This is a genomic window from Nocardia sp. NPDC050408 (assembly GCF_044458905.1).
Lineage (GTDB): Bacteria > Actinomycetota > Actinomycetes > Mycobacteriales > Mycobacteriaceae > Nocardia.
In genome coordinates this window covers 416,640-430,913 of sequence record NZ_JBITIL010000002.1, presented here as the reverse complement: position 1 = coordinate 430,913, position 14,274 = coordinate 416,640, and the positions used below count along the sequence as shown (strand labels likewise).

Here is a 14,274-nt window from a genome sequence, read left to right as displayed (position 1 = left end):
GTCGATGACAGCTGGATCCGCCCGACCTCGCTCGGGCGGATCCACGCATGTCGCTCGTAGGCTGGTGGAGATGAGTGTCGAGTTGGAATCAGAACCCGCGCGCACCGGATGGCGCGCCTTCCGTACCCGGCTGGCCGCGCGACCTACGCTGAACCTCGCCTACCGGATCGGGGTCGCGATGGTCGGTATCGCGGTGCTCGCAATCGGAATCCTGGCGATTCCCTATCCCGGGCCCGGCTGGGCGATCGTATTCGCCGGACTTGGCATTCTCGCCACCGAATTCGCCTGGGCGCGCCGGGTGCTCGGCTGGCTGCGTGACAAGTATCGGCAGGGTATGGCGTGGTACTCCGCACGAGGGCCGGCCATGCGCGTGTTCGCGGCGGTGGCGGCCTTCGCGTTGGTCCTCGCGACACTATGGGTATTGGGAACATTCGGGTTGGTCGGCGGCTGGATCGGAGTCGAATGGCAGTGGTTGCGCGGTCCCCTGCAGTGGTGAACACGGTCCCCGGCCGAACCCTGACCGAACCGGACTGGCTGTCGGCGCGCATCGCGGAAATGGGCCGCTCCTGGGGCACCACCGAACCCCGCGTCTCCGGCACGCTCTGGTGGTGCATGGTCGCATCGGCACTGGTCGAACAGCTCGCCTGCGCCTACGCGAACGACAGACCCGCGCCGGAGCCGTTCTTGGACCGCCTCGACTGCGAGGTCCGCCCGGACGGCGGCATAGAACGCATCCGCATTCACTCCGTCGCAGGTCAAGGTCTCGTAGCCGCGCCGGATGAGAGCGGCACACCGCAAGAGACCGACGCCGCCCTGGGCCATGCCTGCGCGAAGGCGTTGCAGGAGACCTTGGCGGCCGTGATCGGCCCCGTAGCGGCGGTCTCTGGTGCGGGAGTGCCGTCACTCTGGGCGATTGCCGCCGATGCCATCGGGAATCGGGCCCTGGATGCGGGGCAGCCCGAAGCTGGGGTGCGGCTTGCGAGCGAAGTCGGAGGGAAACTGCCGGTACCGCGGTTCGTGGATGTCGACGGGCGGGCCTTTGTCCGCCGGATCTCGTGCTGCCTGGTCTTCGAGGTGCCGAGCTGCGAAATGTGCACCAGTTGCCCGAAGCGGCCCGCCGCCGAACGCAAGCTGCTCCTGGCTCGGCTCGCCGCTGAAAGCTGATCGCTCGCCCAGGCGTCGGATCCGAACACGTTCGGGCGCGTCGAGCCGCCGGGCTTACCGCATCGAACCGGCGGCGGTCATGTGACGGAACCGAATGCTCGATGTCACGTTCGGGTCTCGCGCAACGGCGCCGGCCGGCCCACGACGTGGCGATCCGAGTCCATCGACGCGGGGCCGCCATGGTGCCGATAGCATGGTCGCGCCGGAGCAATTTCGCCTCCGACGATGACCTGTGGGCGACCGCCCGCACCAGCGCGGGAACACGCCCGCCAGCGAACGCCAAGGAGTCTCTCGCCGTGACCACCTCAGCACCTATCAGCCCTGTCGCCCTCGTTCGGGTGCCGGCCGGGACGACGGCGGGTGCCGCGGTGCGCGAGGCGGGGCTGCCGACGAAGGGGCCGGACACCATCGTCGTGGTGCGCGATGCGGAGGGGCTCAAGGATCTGTCCTGGTCCCCGGACACCGATGTCGAGGTCGAGCCGGTCGCCGCCAATACCGAGGACGGGCGCAGCGTGATCCGGCATTCGGCCGCGCATGTGCTGGCCCAGGCCGTACAGCAGGAGTTCCCGGAGGCCAAGCTCGGCATCGGTCCGCCCATCAAGGACGGCTTCTACTACGACTTCCAGGTCGACCGGCCGTTCACCCCCGAGGATCTGGCCAAGCTGGAATCCCGGATGAAGAAGATAGTCAAAGGCGCGCAGCGGTTTTCGCGCCGGGTGGTGGAGGTCGACGACGCGCGCGTCGAACTGGCCAAGGAGCCGTTCAAACTCGAGCTGATCGGTGATAAGTCCGGTATCGACGATCCGGAGGTCATGGAGGTCGGCGGTAAAGAGCTGACCATCTACGACAACCTGGACCCCCGCACCGGCGAAAAGGTCTGGGGCGATCTGTGTCGCGGCCCGCACATACCGACCACCAAATTCATTCCCGCCTTCAAGCTGACCCGCAGCTCCGCCGCCTACTGGCGCGGTGACCAGAACCGCGAGGATCTGCAGCGCATCTACGGCACCGCGTGGGAATCGCAGGAGGCTCTCGACGAGCATCTGCACCTGCTCGAGGAGGCAGAGCGCCGCGACCACCGCAAACTCGGTCTGGAGCTGGACCTGTTCAGCTTCCCGGACGAACTCGGCTCCGGCCTGCCGGTCTTCCATCCCAAGGGCGGCATCATCCGCAAGGAGCTCGAGGAGTACTCGCGCCGTCGCCACGTCGCCGCGGGCTATGAATTCGTCAATACGCCGCACATCACCAAGGGACATCTGTTCGAGGTCTCCGGTCACCTGGACTGGTACAAGGACGGCATGTTCCCGGCCATGCACCTGGACGCCGAACTCAACGAGGATGGCACCGTCCGCAAGCCCGGCCAGGACTACTACGTCAAGCCGATGAACTGCCCGATGCACAACCTGATCTTCCGCTCGCGCGGCCGGTCTTATCGGGAACTGCCGCTGCGGATGTTCGAATTCGGCTCGGTCTACCGCTATGAGAAGTCCGGTGTCGTGCACGGCCTGACCCGGGTGCGCGGTATGACCCAGGACGACGCGCACATCTACTGCACCAAGGAGCAGATGCACGCCGAGCTGACCAGCACGCTGCAATTCGTGCTCGGCCTGCTCGCCGACTACGGCCTCGACGACTTCTACCTCGAGCTGTCCACCAAGGATCCGAAGAAGTTCGTCGGCTCCGACGAGATCTGGGACGAGGCCACCGAAACCCTCGCCGAGGTGGCCGAGGCTTCCGGACTCGAGCTGGTCCCGGATCCGGGTGGCGCCGCCTTCTACGGTCCGAAGATCTCCGTGCAGGCCAAGGATGCGCTCGGTCGCACCTGGCAGATGTCGACCATCCAGCTCGACTTCAACCTGCCCGAGCGCTTCAACCTGGAATACACCGCCTCCGACGGCACCAAGCAGCGGCCGGTAATGATCCACCGCGCCCTGTTCGGTTCCATCGAGCGCTTCTTCGGCGTGCTCACCGAGCATTACGCGGGCGCCTTCCCGGCCTGGCTCTCGCCGGTCCAGGTGGTGGGCATCCCGGTTGCGGAAACCTTTGCGCCGCATCTGGATTCGGTGATCGAACAGCTGCGGGACGCGGGCATTCGCGCGCAGGTCGATCGCAGCGACGACCGGATGCAGAAGAAGATCTTCAACAACACCGCGCAGAAGATCCCCTTCATGTTGCTCGCCGGTGAGCGCGATGTGAACGCGGGTGCGGTCAGCTTCCGCTTCCGCGACGGCACCCAGGTCAACGGCGTGCCGGTCGCCGCCGCGGTGGCCACGATCGTGGAATGGATCGCGAACCGGGAGAACGCCTCGCCGACCGCCGAGGGTTTTGTGGTGAAGGGCACGGTATGAGTGGTCAGGGCCCGGAGGAAGAAGCTTGCGTAACCACGGAGGGGCCCCGCTCAAACCAGAACGGACAGAGCATGACTGAGCGCACGGCGCCGGACGGGCTCGCGGATTTGAACGCGGACTCGGACGAGCACGGGAGCATCGTGGATAGCGGGGCAGGGGAGCCGGATCGGTTGCAGCGGTTGTGGACTCCGTACCGGATGTCCTATATCGCAGAGGCGGCCACGTCCAATCCGAAAGACACCACGGGCCATCCGTTCACGGATATTCCGAAGATGACGGATGAGGACGGATTGGTCATCGCTCGTGGCGAACACGTCTACGCGGTACTGAATCTCTATCCGTACAACCCGGGGCACATGATGGTCGTGCCCTACCGTAAGGTGGCCAACCTCGAGGATCTGACGCTCGAGGAGAGCGCCGAACTGATGTCTTTCACCCAGCAAGCGATTCGGGTGATGAAGCGGGTCTCGCGGCCGCACGGTTTCAATGTCGGTCTGAATCTCGGTGGGGTGGCCGGTGGCTCACTCGCCGATCACCTGCATCAGCACATCGTGCCGCGCTGGGGCGGGGACGCCAACTTCATCACCATCGTCGGCGGTGTGAAGGTCATGCCGCAGTTGTTGCGGGAAACTCGGGCGCTGCTTTCGGCGGCGTGGAAGGAAGTCGAGTAGGGTGCTCAGCTTCTTCGGCCGCGAGACGTTCTCCAAAGCGACTGCGCCGCTGGGCAGAGCGCTTGTCAGTACCGGACTCACTCCCGACGCGATCACGGTGATCGGCACCGTCGCCTCGATCACGGCCGCGGTCACCTTGTTCCCGACCGGACATCTGTTCTGGGGAACCATGGTGATCTGGCTGTTCGTCATGTTCGACATGCTCGACGGCGCCATGGCCAGAGCCCGTGGCGGCGGCACGAAATACGGTGCGGTACTGGATGCCACCTGCGACCGGGTCGCCGACGGCGCTATTTTCGCCGGGTTGGCCTGGTGGGCGGTGTATCACGAGAACAGTAAGCCGCTGTTCCTGGCGACCCTGGTGGTTCTGGTTACCTCCCAGGTGATTTCGTACGCGAAGGCGCGCGCCGAGGCGAGTGGCCTATCCGCGGACGGTGGACTCATCGAGCGGCCGGATCGGCTGATCATCGTTTTGGTCGGCGCCGGGCTCACCGGTATCGGTGGGTATTGGGGGATCGAATGGCTGACCTGGGCCGTACACGTGGCGATGTGGATTCTGGCGGTGTTGAGCATTATCACGGTATTCCAGCGGGTGCTGGCGGTCCGGAATTCGCCGGGCGCGCGGGACGTGATTCCGCCCGCGCCGCCACAGAATCCGGCGGACGCGACGGAGTTGCCCTCGTGAGCGAGCGCCAGCGAATGCACCATCAACACAGTGCGCTCTCGCGCACGACGGAGCCGAAAGCCAGCGAGGCGCGGTCGTGAGTTCCGAGTCCGAAGGCGTCGGCTCACGGATCAAGTCCGGACTGACGGATTGGGCGTATGCGGCGGGTTGGCGGGTGGTGCGCGCGCTGCCCGAGTCGACGGCGCGGCGGGCCTTCGATTGGGGCGGTAATCGGGTCGCGGACAAGGCGAATCGCGCATTCCGTGCCGGTGGCGGGCCCAATCAGTTGCGGCGCAATCTCGCTCGCGTGCTCAGTGTGAGCCCGGCCGAGGTGCCCGACGAACTCATCCGCGCGAGCATGCGGTCCTACGCCCGCTACTGGCGCGAAGCCTTCCGACTGCCGACGATGGACCACTCCTCATTGACCGGTTCGCCGGTGGCGGGCGTGGAGAATCTGGATGCCGCACTGGCGCGGGGACGTGGTGTAGTGCTGGCGCTGCCGCACTCCGGGAACTGGGATGCGGCCGGGGTCTGGTTGGTCAACCACAGCGGTACCCTCGCGACCGTCGCTGAACGGCTGAAGCCGGAATCGCTGTTCGAGCGGTTTGTTGCCTACCGGGAGAGCCTCGGGTTCGAGGTATTCCCGCTGACCGGTGGTGAGCAGCCGCCGTTCACCGCGCTGGCCGCCCGCCTGCGCGCGAACAATGTCGTATGCCTGATGGGTGAGCGGGACCTGACCGGTAAGGGCGTCCCGGTGACCATGTACGGCGAGCGCACTTGGCTGCCCGCGGGCGCGGCGAAGCTGGCCATCGAGACCGGCGCGGCGCTGATTCCGGTGCACCTCTGGTTCACCGTCGATGCCGATGGTCGCGAAGGATGGGGAATGAAGACCGAAACGCCGCTGGATGTTTCGGGCGGCGTTGCGGCGGCCACCCAGGCGCTGGCCGACCGGTTCGCGGCCAATATCGCCGAGCACCCGGCCGATTGGCATATGTTGCAGCCACAATGGGAGCAGGACCTTTCGGCGCAGCGGCGGGCCAGGATCGCCGCGGCACAAGCCGGGATGGAAAGCGCCAAAGGGGAGAAGACACCATGAAAATCGGCATGGTCTGCCCCTATTCGTTCGATGTCCCCGGTGGTGTGCAGGCCCATGTCGTGGAATTGGCGCGGGTATTCATCGAACGCGGCCACAAGGTGAGCGTGCTCGCGCCCGCATCGGAGGACACGCCGCTGCCGGATTTCGTGGTGTCAGCCGGTCGTGCGGTGGCGATTCCGTACAACGGTTCGGTGGCCCGGTTGTCCTTCGGCCCCATGGCCTACACTAGGATTCGGCGTTGGATCGACGGCAACGACTTCGATGTACTGCACATCCACGAACCGAATGCGCCGAGCCTGTCCATGCTCGCGCTGAAGATCGCCGAGGGGCCGATCGTCGCGACCTTCCACACCTCGACCACGAAATCGTTGGTGCTGAGCACTTTTCAGGGTGTGCTGCGTCCCTATCACGAGAAGATCAGCGGCCGGATCGCGGTCTCCGAGTTGGCGCGGCGCTGGCAGGTGGAGGCGCTCGGTTCGGATGCGGTGGAGATCCCCAACGGTGTCGATGTGCCCGCGTTCGCGCGGGCCCCGATGCTGCCCGGATATCCGCGCGCGGGCGGGACGGTGCTGTTCCTCGGTCGCTATGACGAACCACGCAAGGGGATGGAAGTCCTGCTCGGCGCGCTGCCCGAATTGGTGCGCAGACACTCGGATGTCGAGATCCTCATCGTCGGGCGCGGTGACGAGGACCGACTGCGCCGCGAGGCCGGGCCGCTCGCCCGCCACCTGCGCTTCCTCGGCCAGGTATCGGACGAGGACAAGGCCTCGGCAATGCGCAGCGCGGATGTGTACGTCGCGCCGAATCTCGGTGGGGAGAGCTTCGGCATCATTCTGATCGAGGCGATGGCGGCCGGAACTGCCGTGGTGGCAAGCGAATTGGATGCCTTCCGTCGAGTATTGCGCGATGGCACCGCGGGAATGCTTGTCCCGGTGGGGGATTCGACTCTGCTCGCCGCGGCGCTGGATACCCTGCTCACCGATGATGTGCGCCGCGAAGCCCTGATCCATACCGCCAACCAAGTGGTCAGCGAATACGACTGGCCCGTGGTCGCCGAACAGATCCTGCGGGTCTACGAAACCGTCACGGTGGGGGATACGCGCGTGCGGGCCGCCGGATGATCGATTGCACGGTGAGGGCCGCTCCATGATTACGTTCTCCGCCACAACGGTTCTCGTACTCGCGCTCATCGCGGCGGTGGTCGTGGCGATCGGTCTGTGGGCTGCCTCGACGGCGAACCGGCTCGACCGGCTGCACGTGCGGTCGGATCAGTCCTGGCAGGCCCTCGACGGTGCACTGGCGCGGCGGGCGGTGGTGGCCAGGTCGGTCGCCGTGGCCATAGCGGGCCCGAGCGCCGATTCCGCGCTGGTCGAGCAGGCCAAACGGCTGACCGCACTTGCCGATCGGGCCGAGCGTGCGGGCCGCGCCGACCGCGAAACCATCGAAAATCAGCTTTCCGCAGCACTTTCCACGGTCGATATCGCCCAGTTGCGCCCACAGCAGGTCGCCGAACTCGCCGATGCCGAGGCCCGGGTGCTCATCGCGCGCCGCTTCCACAACGACGCGGTCCGCGACACCCTCGCCCTGCGCACCCGCCGCCCGGTACGCATCTTGCACCTGGGCGGCACCGCGCCGCTCCCGACGTACTTCGAGATCAGCGAACGCGCCACCCCGGCGGCCTCGACCGGCTTGGCTGTCGATACGGTGCGCACCTCGGCGCGTGTAGTGCTGCTCGACGAACAGGACCGCGTGCTGCTCATGCGCGGCAACGACCCGAAAACCCCCGACGTCTTCTTCTGGTTCACGATCGGCGGCGGTGTGGAACCGGGGGAAACCCTGCGCAGTGCCGCGGTGCGCGAGCTCTGGGAGGAGACTGGATATACCGCGGATCCGACCAGTCTGCGCGGTCCCATCTGGCGGCGGGTCGCGGTATTTCCGTTCGACGGTGAACTTATCCGCGCCGAGGAGCTGTTCTTCGCCCTGCGCGTCCCCGCCTTCGACCCCGAACCGGGCAATCTGACCGCGGTCGAGCGGCGCAGCATTACCGACAACAAGTGGTGCACCGGGGCGGATATCGTCGCCTTGGATCACACCGGCGAGACCGTCTATCCGTACCACTTGGACCAGCTGCTTCCCGAAGCTGCCGCAGCTGCGCTGGCCGATTCCGATCCTCAGGTGCGGTCTATCCGGTGATCGGGGATTGCCCCGAGCGCCCATTCCTGCCTCGACTGCGCGGCTTCCCGCCGCATCGGCGCGAGCACCGGGCTCGGGTCGGTTACCGCCGCCGGTGCGCGATCAGCGTGCGCGCCTGGATCTTTCGGCTGTGATGTGTTTCACGATCGTGATAGCGTCGCGACTGGATTGCTGCCGCATGGGTAGTGCTGGTGGGGGAGCGCTACCGGAAGTTCTGGTGGTACTTCCACTGCAGTGAGATGGTCCGTTGGCGTGTGGAAGGTATGCAGTACATGTCCTACCTGTTGTTCGATTTCTTATTGCCGTTGTTGGGTTCTGATGCCGCGGGGTATTGGGCCCAGTTGCTGGTAGTCGGCCCGCTGTAGTTCTTGTCGGGTGTTCGTCCGGGGCGGCGCAATACTTGCGTCGGCCCGACGGATCCGTCTCGTGACGGGTCCAGTGGCTGCGGGCCGGACGTAGACTCGCTGGTCGGGGCAAGGCCAGTGCTGTCCAACTGGCTATCAAGTGGCCTGATCGGCCCGCCTAGAATCGGTGGCGTTAGTTCCAAGCGACCCGATTGGCGCACATGACTCAGGAGTTTGCCGTGACCACGCCCGAGACCACCAACACCATCGGCACCGCCCGCGTGAAGCGCGGGATGGCCGAGATGCTCAAGGGCGGGGTGATCATGGATGTCGTCACCCCCGAGCAGGCCAAAATCGCCGAGGACGCCGGCGCGGTCGCGGTGATGGCCCTGGAGCGTGTTCCGGCCGATATCCGCGCACAGGGCGGCGTCTCCCGGATGAGCGATCCGGACATGATCGACGGCATCATCTCCGCCGTCTCCATTCCGGTCATGGCCAAGGCGCGTATCGGCCACTTCGTGGAGGCGCAGATCCTGCAGAGCCTCGGCGTCGACTACATCGACGAATCCGAGGTGCTGACCCCCGCCGACTACGCCAACCACATCGATAAGTGGAACTTCACCGTGCCGTTCGTGTGCGGTGCCACCAACCTGGGCGAGGCGCTGCGCCGGATCACCGAGGGTGCGGCCATGATTCGCTCGAAGGGTGAGGCCGGCACTGGCGACGTCTCCAATGCCACCACCCACATGCGCAAGATTCGCGCCGAGATCCGCAAGCTGTCGTCGCTGCCGGAGGACGAGCTGTTCGTCGCCGCCAAGGAGCTGCAGGCGCCGTACGAGCTGGTGCGGGAGGTCGCCCAGACCGGCAAGCTGCCGGTGGTGCTGTTCACCGCGGGCGGCATCGCCACCCCCGCCGACGCCGCGATGATGATGCAGCTCGGCGCCGAGGGTGTCTTCGTCGGCTCGGGCATCTTCAAGTCCGGCAATCCGGCCGAACGCGCCGCCGCCATTGTCAAGGCGACCACCTTCTACGACGACCCGGATGTGCTGGCGAAGGTTTCGCGCGGTCTGGGCGAAGCCATGGTCGGCATCAATGTCGAGGAGCTGCCGGTCGATCACCGGCTGGCCGAGCGCGGTTGGTGATCGACCGCTGAATCGAATCGACGCCCGCGGCACCGGGATTGCTTGATCCACTGCCGCGGGCGTTGCGCGTTCTGTGCGATGGAGGAGAAGCTGTTGCGGCCCTCACAGTTGTCTTATGCCCGCCACAGAGCTGGTGGCTAGCTTCGGAATTCGGTGTACGTCGACGGCCGTGCGGGCAGTTCGCGCGGCACCGCCAGGGTCACGGACTGTCCGAACGGCAAAGGATGATCAGTTGAAGCTTCGTAAGACCGGACGTATCGCGATCGCGGGTCTGGCCGCCGTGGCCGCGCTCAGCCTGTCGGCGTGTGGCAGCGATGACTCGAAGACCGCGACCACGCCGACCAAATCCTCGACCAGCGTCACGAGGTCGAATGCGAACGTCCCGCCGACCCCGAGCGTCGCCGATCTCAACGCTCAGTTGCTCCGTGCGCTGGACCCGTCGGTACCGAGTTCGGAAAAGCTGGATCTGGTGCAAGGCGCGACCGCGGATCCGGAACTGCCGAACCGCTTGGCGCAGGCCTACCAGCAGGCGGGCGCCAAAGCCGAGGTCATCGAGGTGAGCGCCTTCGGCGACGCACTCAATGCCAAGTCGAAGTTCACCATCAACGGCCAGGAGAACATCGTCGATGTGCCCTTCGTAGCCGAGGATGGTAAGTGGAAGGTCGAAAAGAGTTGGGCCTGCACCATGTTGACCAATCTCGGTCAGCAGTCGACGGCCTGCGGTTAGTCCCTGATCCCGGCCGCGGGTGGGTTCGGCCGGGGGAGTAGGTGATTCGAGGCGGTGAGCATCCTGCTCACCGCCTCACTGCGTCTTCCATCGCGAATATTCCCACTCTTCCTAGGGTTTCGCGCCCCTTACGGGCTCCCGCAGGGGAACGGATCCCCAGAAGGGAATCGACTCCTGGTGCACAGACATATTGATACGTAGATATGCGCATCTAAATATGGATAGCGGAAATGTCTGTCACCGAACAAAATTGCAAGGAGGGGCGGCCAGTGTTCTGGGATCGTACGACTACCGACGAGTGGTGTCGTCTATTCGGAGTGCCGGACGATCCGGGTGGTCCCAGCGGATGAAAAAGCTTGGGATGCTGGGGTTGTCGCGGTCGTGGCGGAGGAGGGCGGGGATGGTCCACCGGTCATCGGGTGGGGTGCGGCGGTGTAGGGCCGGTTGGGACATGTCGAGGTGGACGGTCAGATCGAAGTCGAGGCCGCGGCCCAACAGCATGGGGCCCGCGACGAACAGGACGGTGTCAGGGGCGGCAGTGCGGATGGGGGAGCGGGCCGAGCGGTCGCGTGCCTCGTCCCATAGTGCCGGGAGCCAACGGGTGTCGTGGCGTAGCGCTCGGATGACTTCGCGGTCGAGTGCGGCGTAATCGAACCAGGCAGTGCGATAAGACATTTCGTCGGTGCGGCCGAATTCCATGCGGAGCGAGGCGGGGCGGATGTAATCGTGCAGCGCGACGACCTCGGCGGTGCGTCCGGTGTCACGCAGTGCGGTGGCGATTCGGTCCGCGATCGTGACGGGTTCGGCGGCGTCGGCACCGTCGATGGCGATCAGCACCCGCCCGCCCAGCTCGCGGATACGGTCGACGACGAGTTCGACGAGGCCGTCCAGGGTGATCGGATCGAAATGCGGCACCGATCCATTCCATCAAACGATGCTGTCGAACCCCGTTCTGGGCGGCGGACACGGACATTGCCGAGAGGTCACCGACAGGCCGCATCAGCGCTCGGGATAATCTCGGCCTCATGGCGACAATCGAAGAGGCGCTGGAGATCGAGCGGCTCGAGCGGGACATCTTCCGTGGCGCGTCCACCAAGACCCAGCTCGTGCGCACATTCGGCGGACAGGTTGCCGGCCAGGCGCTGGTGTCGGCGGTGCGGACGGTGGAGCCGCGGTTCCAGGTGCATTCGCTGCACGGATACTTCTTGCGGCCGGGCAATCCGGAAGAGCGGACCGTGTACCTCGTGGAGCGCATCCGCGACGGCCGGTCCTTCTGCACCCGCCGGGTCACCGGCGTACAGGACGGCGCCGCGATATTCACCATGTCGGCGTCGTTCCATGTCGGTGACTCGGGTCCGGAACACCAGGACGAGATGCCGCAGGTGCAGGGGCCGGATGAGCTTCCCGATGCCAGCACCACGATGAGTCCCGAGCGACTGTGGGCGATGCGCGAATGGGAGCACTGGGATATCCGCACCGTGCCCCAGGATGTGGTGACCCGCCGTGACGGCGTCGTCTCCCCGCAGCAGGTGTGGTTCCGCTACCGGCATCCGCTGCCCGACGACCCGGTCGTGCACGTGTGCACCCTCGCCTACATGAGCGATATGACCCTGCTCGGCTCCTCCAAGGTCACTCACCCCGATGAGCCGACCCAGAACGCCTCGCTCGATCACGCCATGTGGTTCCTGCGCCCGTTCCGTGCCGACGAGTGGCTGCTCTACGACCAGTCCTCGCCGTCCGCGGGCTTCGGTCGTGCACTGACCGGCGGCAAGATTTTCAACCGCGCGGGCGAGTTGGTTGCCGCGGTTGTGCAAGAGGGCTTGATTCGCACCTTACGCGGGGAGTGAGCGCCGAAACGCTCAGTTTTCCCAGTGTCGGGAAATGCCGAACGGTCTGTATTTTGCTCGGGCGGCTCGTAGACTGCCGCGCAAAGAAGTCGCCGACCAGGAACGACGGTTTCAATGCGTCAAGAATGGAGGCAGGAATGTGGCTGTCGGGAGCTTTTCCTACCAGAACGGATCTGGCTATTCGGACCGGATCGATAATCCGGACGAGTACCGGACCTACAACATAGCCATCGGCCGGGGAGCGGCGGACAACCAGACGAATGCGACGGTCTGGCTGTACGCCAGGACGGACGGTCAAGGGGATTCGATCTACCTCGATCCGGGTGCCAGCACCTACGTGAGCTCCGGCTACCAGAGCTGCAAATTCACCAGCTGACCGGCCGGATGCGTCTCGTCGGGCGCTGGCCACATGGATGCACGGGTGGCACGCCACGGTTTCGGTCATCCGACGTAGTTCGCGTTCGAGTTCGTCGCTGACTGGGCAGCGCCCGGACTCAATGCCGGTCTGCGCGATGGTGAATGCGACGCCGATTACCACCGTGAGCAGGGCCACAGTAGCGCGCCTCGTAAGCTCATGGCGTGAACGCATCGGTCGCCTCGCCCGCAACGGGCGCGCAGCGCAGTCCCGACCGGCCCACCATCGGCGTGCTGGCCTTGCAGGGTGACGTGCGCGAACATGTCGCCGCACTCGCGGAATGCGGTGCGCAACCGGTGCTGGTGCGTCGCATCTCCGAGCTGGCCGCGGTGGATGCGCTGGTGCTGCCCGGTGGCGAATCGACCGCGATCAGCAAGCTGCTGGAGGTCTTCGAACTCCTCGAACCGGTGCGCGCGCGACTGCGGGAAGGTATGCCCGCCTTCGGATCCTGCGCCGGGATGATCCTGCTCGCCTCCGAAGTGCTCGACACCCGCCCGGATGCCAAGCATCTGTCCGGTATCGATATGACGGTGCGGCGCAATGCATTCGGACGTCAGGTCGATTCGTTCGAGACCGATCTGGACTTCGCCGGGCTGACCGACGGCCCGGTGCGCGCGGTGTTCATCCGGGCGCCGTGGGTGGAGCGGGTGGGCGCGGGTGTCGAGGTGCTTGCGACTGTTCCCAGTGGCCCGGCCGCCGGGCGCATTGTCGCAGTGCGACAGGGAAAGGTAGTCGCGACGTCGTTCCATCCGGAGGTCACCGGCGATTTGCGGGTGCACCAGATGTTCGTCGATCTGGTTCGCGACGTCCAGTAGTCGCCCATAGGAACTCGCCGTAACCGGACGAGTAGGCTGAGAGAGTTGTCTACCCGGCCGGTGCGGGTACCGTGCGCACGATCAAACGTGCTGTCGACTGGAGGAAGTAGGGAATGAGCGGCCACTCCAAATGGGCCACCACCAAGCACAAGAAGGCGGGGATCGACGCGAAGCGCGGCAAGCTCTTCGCCAAGTTGATCAAGAACATCGAGGTGGCGGCCCGCACTGGTGGCAGTGACCCCGCGGGAAATCCGACGCTGTACGACGCCATCCAGAAGGCGAAGAAGTCGTCGGTTCCGAACGACAACATCGAGCGTGCTCGCAAGCGCGGCGGCGGTGAAGAGGCCGGCGGCGCCGACTGGCAGACCATCATGTACGAGGGCTACGGCCCCAATGGTGTCGCGGTGCTGATCGAATGCCTCACCGACAACCGCAACCGCGCCGCTGGCGAGGTGCGCGTGGCGATGACTCGCAATGGCGGCAATATGGCCGATCCGGGTTCGGTTTCCTATCTGTTCCACCGCAAGGGCATCGTGACCCTGGAGAAGAACGGGCTGTCCGAGGACGACGTGCTGGTGGCCGTGCTCGACGCTGGCGCCGAGGAGGTCAACGACCTCGGTGAGTCCTTCGAGGTCATCAGTGAGCCATCGGATTTGTTCCCGGTGCGCAAGGCGCTGCAGGATGCCGGAATCGATTACGACTCCGCCGAATCCGGCTTCCAGCCGTCGGTATCGGTCGCCGTCGACGTCGATGGCGCGCGCAAGGTATTCAAGTTGGTCGACGCGCTCGAGGACAGCGACGACGTACAGAACGTCTACACCAACGTAGACATCTCCGACGAGGTCGGC

Annotated in this window: 16 protein-coding genes; 15 read left to right on the top strand and 1 reads right to left on the bottom strand. The window is 65.6% G+C overall.

Translation table 11 applies throughout. The features are described 5' to 3' along the window. Nucleotides 1-70 precede the first annotated feature (70 nt). The 11 genes from ACIBJI_RS06785 (at nt 71) to ACIBJI_RS06735 (ending at nt 10,349) form a co-directional block, all read left to right on the top strand. The gene (locus tag ACIBJI_RS06785) at nt 71-496 is read left to right on the top strand and encodes a TIGR02611 family protein (protein ID WP_364339984.1); all 426 of its coding nucleotides are present in this window, start codon (nt 71-73) and stop codon (nt 494-496) included. Beyond that, nucleotides 493-1,164: a (2Fe-2S)-binding protein gene (locus tag ACIBJI_RS06780; protein ID WP_364339987.1), complete on the top strand. Its 672-nt coding sequence runs from the start codon at nt 493-495 to the stop codon at nt 1,162-1,164. Before ACIBJI_RS06785 ends, ACIBJI_RS06780 begins: the two co-directional genes overlap by 4 nt. A gap of 296 nt (nt 1,165-1,460) precedes the next feature. Then, nucleotides 1,461-3,512, top strand: coding sequence for a threonine--tRNA ligase (gene thrS / locus ACIBJI_RS06775; protein WP_364339989.1), 2,052 nt, complete (start codon nt 1,461-1,463; stop codon nt 3,510-3,512). A gap of 71 nt (nt 3,513-3,583) precedes the next feature. Beyond that, complete coding sequence (locus ACIBJI_RS06770) at nt 3,584-4,183, top strand: HIT domain-containing protein (RefSeq protein WP_364339991.1); 600 nt, start codon at nt 3,584-3,586, stop codon at nt 4,181-4,183. Between the two features lies 1 nt (nt 4,184). After that, a complete protein-coding gene (gene pgsA / locus ACIBJI_RS06765) occupies nt 4,185-4,868 on the top strand; it encodes a phosphatidylinositol phosphate synthase (RefSeq protein WP_364339993.1) in 684 nt (227 codons plus the stop codon). Between the two features lie 76 nt (nt 4,869-4,944). Further along, nucleotides 4,945-5,943 carry a phosphatidylinositol mannoside acyltransferase gene (locus tag ACIBJI_RS06760; protein WP_396955016.1) on the top strand — a complete coding sequence of 333 codons (999 nt, stop codon included), beginning with the start codon at nt 4,945-4,947 and terminating at the stop codon, nt 5,941-5,943. After that, nucleotides 5,940-7,064, top strand: a complete 1,125-nt coding sequence (locus ACIBJI_RS06755) for a glycosyltransferase family 4 protein (RefSeq protein WP_364339997.1) — start codon at nt 5,940-5,942, stop codon at nt 7,062-7,064. The genes ACIBJI_RS06760 and ACIBJI_RS06755 overlap by 4 nt, the downstream gene beginning before the upstream one ends. A 28-nt stretch (nt 7,065-7,092) precedes the next feature. Continuing rightward, entirely contained in the window at nt 7,093-8,136 is a 1,044-nt protein-coding gene (locus tag ACIBJI_RS06750; protein ID WP_364340700.1) for an NUDIX domain-containing protein, read from the top strand. Nucleotides 8,137-8,327: 191 nt separating this feature from the next. Continuing rightward, nucleotides 8,328-8,501, top strand: coding sequence for a hypothetical protein (locus ACIBJI_RS06745; RefSeq protein ID WP_364339999.1), 174 nt, complete (start codon nt 8,328-8,330; stop codon nt 8,499-8,501). A gap of 218 nt (nt 8,502-8,719) precedes the next feature. After that, nucleotides 8,720-9,622: a pyridoxal 5'-phosphate synthase lyase subunit PdxS gene (gene pdxS, locus ACIBJI_RS06740; protein WP_040692437.1), complete on the top strand. Its 903-nt coding sequence runs from the start codon at nt 8,720-8,722 to the stop codon at nt 9,620-9,622. 232 nt (nt 9,623-9,854) lie between these two features. Continuing rightward, the gene (locus tag ACIBJI_RS06735) at nt 9,855-10,349 is read left to right on the top strand and encodes a hypothetical protein (RefSeq protein WP_364340001.1); all 495 of its coding nucleotides are present in this window, start codon (nt 9,855-9,857) and stop codon (nt 10,347-10,349) included. Between the two features lie 288 nt (nt 10,350-10,637). On the opposite strand, the gene ACIBJI_RS06730 is transcribed toward ACIBJI_RS06735, so the two are convergent. Continuing rightward, a complete protein-coding gene (locus ACIBJI_RS06730; protein ID WP_364340003.1) occupies nt 10,638-11,264 on the bottom strand; it encodes a hypothetical protein in 627 nt (208 codons plus the stop codon). Between the two features lie 110 nt (nt 11,265-11,374). On the opposite strand from ACIBJI_RS06730, the gene ACIBJI_RS06725 reads away from it, so the two are divergent. The 4 genes from ACIBJI_RS06725 to ACIBJI_RS06710 form a co-directional block, all read left to right on the top strand. Continuing rightward, on the top strand, nt 11,375-12,196 hold the full coding sequence (locus ACIBJI_RS06725) for an acyl-CoA thioesterase II (RefSeq protein WP_364340005.1): 822 nt from the start codon (nt 11,375-11,377) through the stop codon (nt 12,194-12,196). A 139-nt stretch (nt 12,197-12,335) separates the two neighbouring features. After that, entirely contained in the window at nt 12,336-12,572 is a 237-nt protein-coding gene (locus ACIBJI_RS06720; RefSeq protein WP_364340007.1) for a hypothetical protein, read from the top strand. A 203-nt stretch (nt 12,573-12,775) separates the two neighbouring features. Next, complete coding sequence (gene pdxT / locus ACIBJI_RS06715; protein ID WP_364340009.1) at nt 12,776-13,426, top strand: pyridoxal 5'-phosphate synthase glutaminase subunit PdxT; 651 nt, start codon at nt 12,776-12,778, stop codon at nt 13,424-13,426. A gap of 113 nt (nt 13,427-13,539) precedes the next feature. Continuing rightward, nucleotides 13,540-14,274 (top strand): YebC/PmpR family DNA-binding transcriptional regulator (locus ACIBJI_RS06710; RefSeq protein WP_396955018.1); only part of this gene is annotated, 735 nt, incomplete at its 3' end.